This is a genomic window from Autumnicola lenta, assembly GCF_031846515.1.
In the GTDB taxonomy this organism is placed as follows: Bacteria; Bacteroidota; Bacteroidia; order Flavobacteriales; family Flavobacteriaceae; genus Autumnicola; species Autumnicola lenta.
Map to the genome: position 1 here is coordinate 1 of NZ_JAVRHO010000045.1, position 6301 is coordinate 6301.

5 protein-coding genes are annotated in these 6301 nt (G+C 36.0%); all 5 read left to right on the top strand.

Annotation, left to right across the window (positions count from 1 at the left end):
* Positions 1-1041: 1041 nt before the first annotated feature.
* Positions 1042-1932, top strand: a complete 891-nt coding sequence (locus tag RM545_RS17165; protein ID WP_311496515.1) for a hypothetical protein — start codon at positions 1042-1044, stop codon at positions 1930-1932.
* Positions 1933-2036: 104 nt separating this feature from the next.
* Positions 2037-2291, top strand: a complete 255-nt coding sequence (locus RM545_RS17170) for a hypothetical protein (protein ID WP_311496516.1) — start codon at positions 2037-2039, stop codon at positions 2289-2291.
* 15 nt (positions 2292-2306) lie between these two features.
* Positions 2307-2804: a DUF6591 domain-containing protein gene (locus RM545_RS17175; RefSeq protein ID WP_311496517.1), complete on the top strand. Its 498-nt coding sequence runs from the start codon at positions 2307-2309 to the stop codon at positions 2802-2804.
* 1569 nt (positions 2805-4373) lie between these two features.
* Positions 4374-5744: an IS110 family RNA-guided transposase gene (locus tag RM545_RS17180; RefSeq protein ID WP_311496518.1), complete on the top strand. Its 1371-nt coding sequence runs from the start codon at positions 4374-4376 to the stop codon at positions 5742-5744.
* Positions 5745-5774: 30 nt separating this feature from the next.
* Positions 5775-6173, top strand: coding sequence for a hypothetical protein (locus RM545_RS17185; RefSeq protein WP_311496519.1), 399 nt, complete (start codon positions 5775-5777; stop codon positions 6171-6173).
* Positions 6174-6301: the final 128 nt, after the last annotated feature.

Below are 6301 nucleotides of genomic sequence, written 5' to 3' on the forward strand. Positions count from 1 at the left end.
GAGACGTTGTAAAAAATGCCGCTGACAAACAGGACGCGGAGAAAAATAAAAACTGACCTAAAAAAATGACTCTAAAAATGCCATTTTTGGAAGGAAAGAAAAATTGAGTTTAAAAAGATAAATGGCAGCGGACTTATTACTCAAGCGGAGAGAAAAGGAAGTGCTAAAAATATCATTTTTGAGAGGTAAGATAAATTCAGTTTCAAATAATGATGCAACGGATTTCTCACTCTTACGGTGAGAAAAAAAAAGAAACGAAAATATGCCCTTTTTGAGAGGTAAGTAAAACTAAAATTTAAAAGCAAAGCGTAGCGGATTGTAAAGCGAAACGGCTCACTCAGGCGAGCGGCACTATTTTACAACAACGTATAAAAAAAATGCTCAAACCTGTCTCAATTCGAAAGTCCGTGCTCGCTTGCAACGCCTGATTGTCCTGCGGACAATCAAGCTCGCCAGCTCGCACTATTTTTTATACGGGACGTTGTGAAAAATGCCTCTGACAAACAAAACGCAAGAAAACTAAAAACTAACTCGGAAAAAAACGGACTTTTAAAATGCCATTTTTGGAAGGAAAGATAAATTGGGTTTAAAAAGATAAATGGCGACGGACTTCTCACTCAAACGGAGAAAAAAAGAAATGCGAAAAATATCATTTTTGAGAGGTGAGAAAAATCCATTTTAAAACTAAACTGTAACGGATTTTCTCACTCGGATGGACAAAAAAGAGAACGCAAATTTGCCCTTTTTGAGAGGTAAGAAAATAAATTTTAAATTTGAAACGCAGCGGATTGAATAGCGGATCGGCTCACTCGGTCGGGAGGCACTATTTCACAACAACGTATAAAAACAATGCTCAAACCTGTCTCAATTCGAAAGTCCGTGCTCGCTTGCAACGCCTGATTGTCCTGCGGACAATCAAGCTTGCCAGCTCGCACTATTTTTTATACGGGACGTTATATACAATGGCTCCAAAAACACCAGGCAATAATACAGATTTAGAACTCAAATTACATTTAACATAACAACCTAAACAATTACTTTATGAAAATTACCATTACACTATTAGCTTTATTAATTTCTTTTGGATCATTCTCCCAAAAATATCCTGATTCCTTCCCAAACGGAGGTAGTATCGGAGGTCATACTTGGACTATAAAAGATTATATAGATAATGCAAAAAAGGATTCTATACGAGCCGTTGAAAATTATAAAACTGCCTTATCGCAAGCAGAATACTTGAAACCAAAAGAACAACCTAAAGAACTAAAAGAAAAAGGGTGGTTTGCAAAGAATATTGTGGATACAAAAGAAGACCAGAGAAAAAAGAACAAAGAATTAAAAGAACAACAAGAAAAATATGACTTGAAAATTCAAGAAATAAATGAAGATTTTAAAAGTAGAATTGAAGAAATACAGAAATATAGAGATGATTGGGTGAGATACCGGAGAGCAGAGGCAATTGCAAAGGCAGAGGCTAAAAGAGAAAGGGAATTAGAAGCGGAAAAAAAGCGCATCCAAGATGAAAAAGATGCAAAAATTGCACAGGAAAAGGCAGAAAAAGAGCAAAAGCAACGTGAAGAAGAATGGAAAGCTATGCCTACCAATCCAGATTACAAACAATGGAAAGCTAAATATGAAAAAGCACTTGCATTAGCGCAAGCGAACGTTGATAAGTGTGAAGCAATTATTAAAAAATATACCTTTAGAAATGCATTCGGTGAAAAGCTGTATGATAGTTCCGATTTTAGTGAAGCACATAAAAAGGTGTTTAATCAAAATCTTGAATTATTGGGAAAACACAATAACGAAATAGGGAACTTAGAAAACGAAAAGACATACTATTACTATTGGAATGAAGCGGCGAGTATCGAAAAATCAACTACTTCATATAGATTATCCTCATATTATAACAATAAAAGCAAAGTCTATTAAAAAGCTGCAACACATCGAATATTAAAAGATTTATTCGTTTTTTAAGATTATATTAACTTAATTTGACTTTTAAAGTACAAACTAACCATCACAAATTATCAAAAATGAAAATGAACAATTTAAAAAAATGGGTATTTATTTTAGGAGCATCCATTGTCCTAACAAGCTGTGGGAATTCTATTGAAAGCGATGCCAAAGAATTGGCTGAACTAACTTGTAAGGCAGAAAAAGATTTTACAGATTTAGACAACTCTCAGAAATTAGCAGAATTAGCAGATGAATTAGAAGGAAAATACAGCGGTGAGGACGAGGAGAAATTTGAGAAAGCTTTTTTTGAAGCAAAAAGAAATTGTAAATAATTAAATTAAAAATAAATGAAAAGAAAATTACTCTTTGGTTATGCTGCATCAGCTCTTATATTAATTTCTTGCGGCGATTCTGGTAAAGAACAGAAATCAACAGATTTTGAATCTCAATCCCAATACGACGAGGAAATAGCGGATTACGAAGCAGAAATGGATGAAGAAATGGCGGACTTTGAAGCGGACTTTGATGCAGAGATGAAAGAATTAGATGCGGAGATAGAAAAGGAAATAGGAATGGGAGAAACTGATTCCAATAAAAGCGCAGAAATTGATGCTGCATTGGATAGTTATGAAGACTATGTTGATGAATATATTGTATTCTTGAAGAAAGCACATAAGGGAGATGCATCTGCAATGCAACAATATCCCGCTTTAATGCAAAAAGCAAATGATATGAATTCTAAAGTACAAGGAATGAGTAACGAATTCAACTCAAAACAAATGGCGCGTCTGACTGAGATTGCAATGAAAATGAACAAAGCAGCAGCTGAAATGCAAGCTTATTAAATTTTTTCTCAAAATGTTTAATTAGTAGGGAGGAATTAATTTTCCTCCTTTTTTTATCTATAGAGCATTAGTACGTGTCGCCACAGTATATAACAACGTATAAAAACAATGCTTAAATTAGTCTTGAATCGAAACTCCGTGCTCGCTTTTGTGGCTGATTGTCCTGCGGACAATCAAGCTCGCCAGCTCGCACTGTTTTTATACGGGACGTTGCCAAAAATGCTGCTGACCAACGAAACGCGGGAAAAATAAAAACGGACTCAAATAAAACGGACTCCTAAAATGCCATTTTTGGAAGGAAAGAAAAATTGAGTTTTAAAAGAAGAATTGCGACGGATCATTCACTCAGGCGGAGAAAAAAAGAAGCGGTAAAAACATCATTTTTGAGAGGTAAGAAAAATTGGGTTTCAAAAGAAACTGCAGCGGACTTTCTCACTCAACCGGAGAAATAAAACCGGACGTGAAATTGCCTTTTTTGAGAGGTAAGAAAAAATAAACTTTAAAAACAAAACGCAGCGGATTGAAAAACGAAGCGGCTCACTCAGTCGGGCAGCACTATTTGGCAACAATGTATAAAAACAATGCTATCTTAGTGTCGGTTCGAAAGTCTGTGCGTACTTGCTGCGCCTGATTTTCCTGCGGAAAATCATCGCCGGCAATCGCCGCACTGTTTTTATACGGGACGTTGGCGTTAATACAAAAATGAAATACGAATGAGATTCAAAATTTATTTGATAATAATTTGTTTTTTTCTCTTTTCGTGTAATGAACACGATCAACTTTATAAAGGGGATTGGGGAATTGAAGTTTTGGAAATAAATGGCTCGGACTTAAAAAGGAACAAGATTTTTGACACTTCTATGTTTCAACCGATTTTGACTTTTTCAGATGCTTTTGCACAAAAAACAGTTAACCTAAAAATTGATACTCTTCTTTTCGCGAAATGTGATTTTACCTTTTCAGGAAAAGACAGTATTATTTTCCAAAATTGCACTTATTCGGATCTTAATGATAAGTACTCTTTTGATTTAAAAAAGGAATATGAAACTAAATTTAAATCGGAGTATTCTCTGATTTTAGAAAATGATAAATCGCATATTCAGCTAAAACAGACATTTATAGACTTTTCAGTGGGGACCGAGTAAAAGTACTAACGCCAACAACATATAAAAACAATGCTTAGTTTAGTTTTAAATCGAAAATCCGTGTTCGCTTGCTTGGCGGATTGTCCTGCGGACAATCACGCTCGCCAGCTCGCACTATTTTTATATGGGACGTTAGCACACATTCCCCACATGAAGAAACTCCATTAATTTCTTTGGCTAACGGGGCGCAAAATATCACCTTCCTTTATTAAATTTAAGCAGACTCTATGTGTGGCCGCTATTTAAATTGGTGCTTGAAATAAAGCCCGAGACACATTCTGGTCGAAATGTAAAAAAGCTCCTGAATTAGAGGTTCAGGAGCTTGTTGATAATTTCAGTGGTGCCCCTTTTTGGAGAGCCCGTTCAGAATATTGTTCAAATCAAAGATACATTTCCTTAGAGTCTTTTTCTAAAATTTTTAATTATGGGACGAAAAAAGGTTTCTATGGAAATCATCAATCCCAATGCAGCCGGGATTGATGTTGGTAGCCGCTCACACTATGTAGCTGTTGGGCAGTCAAAAGATGATGTGAAGGAATTTGGTGTATATGCCGAAGAACTCACTGCACTTGGACAATGGATGAAATCAAAAGATATTACCACTGTCGCAATGGAATCTACAGGTGATTACTGGCAAAACCTGTTTACAGAGCTGGTTAAACAAGGTTTTGAAGTGGTACTGGTTAATGGAAAATTCACCAAAAATGCAAAAGGAAAAAAGACAGATGTAAAAGATTGCAGGTGGATCCAGCAGTTGCATACCCTGGGGCTTCTCTCCGGGAGTTTCCTTCCAGATGAAACTACAGAGAAATTGCGCACTTACTGTAGACAGCGTGGAAATTGGGTAGATCAAGCAGCTTCTACCACTCATAAAATGCAGAAGTTCCTCAAGTTTTTAAACTTTAGGCTCGATGTAGTGGTAAAGGATGTATGTGGCCTTACAGGACTTGCTATAATAGACGATATCTGCAAAGGTAATTTGGACCCCGAAAAACTTGCAAAGCACCGGCATTACAACTGTAGAAAGTCAGAAGAAGAGATAGCCAAAGCATTGCACGGAAATAATAGAGAGGATTTCCTTTTTGGTTTAAAGCAGGAATACGAAACTTACCTGTTTCTTCAAAAGAAGATTGAAGAGTGTGATAAACAGATGGAGAAGTTTATAAATGCAGAGCTCAAAAAGTTCCCCGCCAAAAGAGCTTTAAAAACTACTGAAAAGCCATACAAGAGGATCAACAAAAATGCTCCTAAAATCAAAAACCTTAATCAGATAGCCTATCAGTATTTTGAAGGTGTCGATTTATTTACCATAGAAGGATTAAGTCACGCTACAGTAGTTTCTATAATGAGCGAAATAGGACCAGAAGGTTTTAAAAAATTTGAATCTGGTAAACATTTTACTTCCTGGTTAAGATTAGCTCCAAACAATAAAATATCCGGAGGAAAGATCTTAAGCCATAGAATACCAAAAGGTAGTAACCGGCTAAAAATAGCCTTTCGATTAGCGGCCAATTCCATAGGAAATTTAAAAGACACTCATTTATCCAATTTCTTTAGAAGAGTAGCATATAGAAAAGGAAGAACAGCAGCTGTATCTGCAACAGCAAGAAAACTGGCAGTAATAGTCTGGAACATGATGGTAAAAAAAGTTCCATATCTTCCACCAACTGAATATCTATTTCTTGATCAAAAGCGGAAATTGAAGATGGTGGCGCGGCTAAAGAAAAATATAGCTAAATTGGAACTTAAACCAGAGGATCTGGGGTTTTCACCATCCTTAATACCAACCAACTAATTTGACGTTAGTCAGAATCTAAGAAAACCAATGAAAACAATACTCTTTTTCCTGATTTTAATTCTGGGAATTAATCAAGCCAATGCACAAACTAACTCAGAGAAAATACTGATTGGAAAATGGATTTTAGTTGAGGAAGCCGATTCTTTTCCAAGTGATATAGAGCCACTCGAGGAAACTGACTCTGACTCAGACTCTGATTCTAACTCAATGGCGGATTTAAATACCTATCTGACATTTAATAACGATGGATCGATATTAGTCAATCAGATGGGAAATGAATATAAAGCGACTTATCGTCTTAATGATTCAACTCTGACTTTGGGAAATCGAATTTATTCAATAATTAAGCTGGAGAAAGAGGAACTGATTTACAAAGAAAAGGATGATTTTTTCAACACACATTATCGTTACAAGAAACTGAAATAAAGACGTGTGCTAACAATATATAAAAACAATGCTTAGACCTCTTTCGAATCGAAAGTCCGTGCTCGCTTGCAACGCCTGATTGTCCTGCGGACAATCAAGCTCGCCAGCTCGCACTGTTTTTATATGGG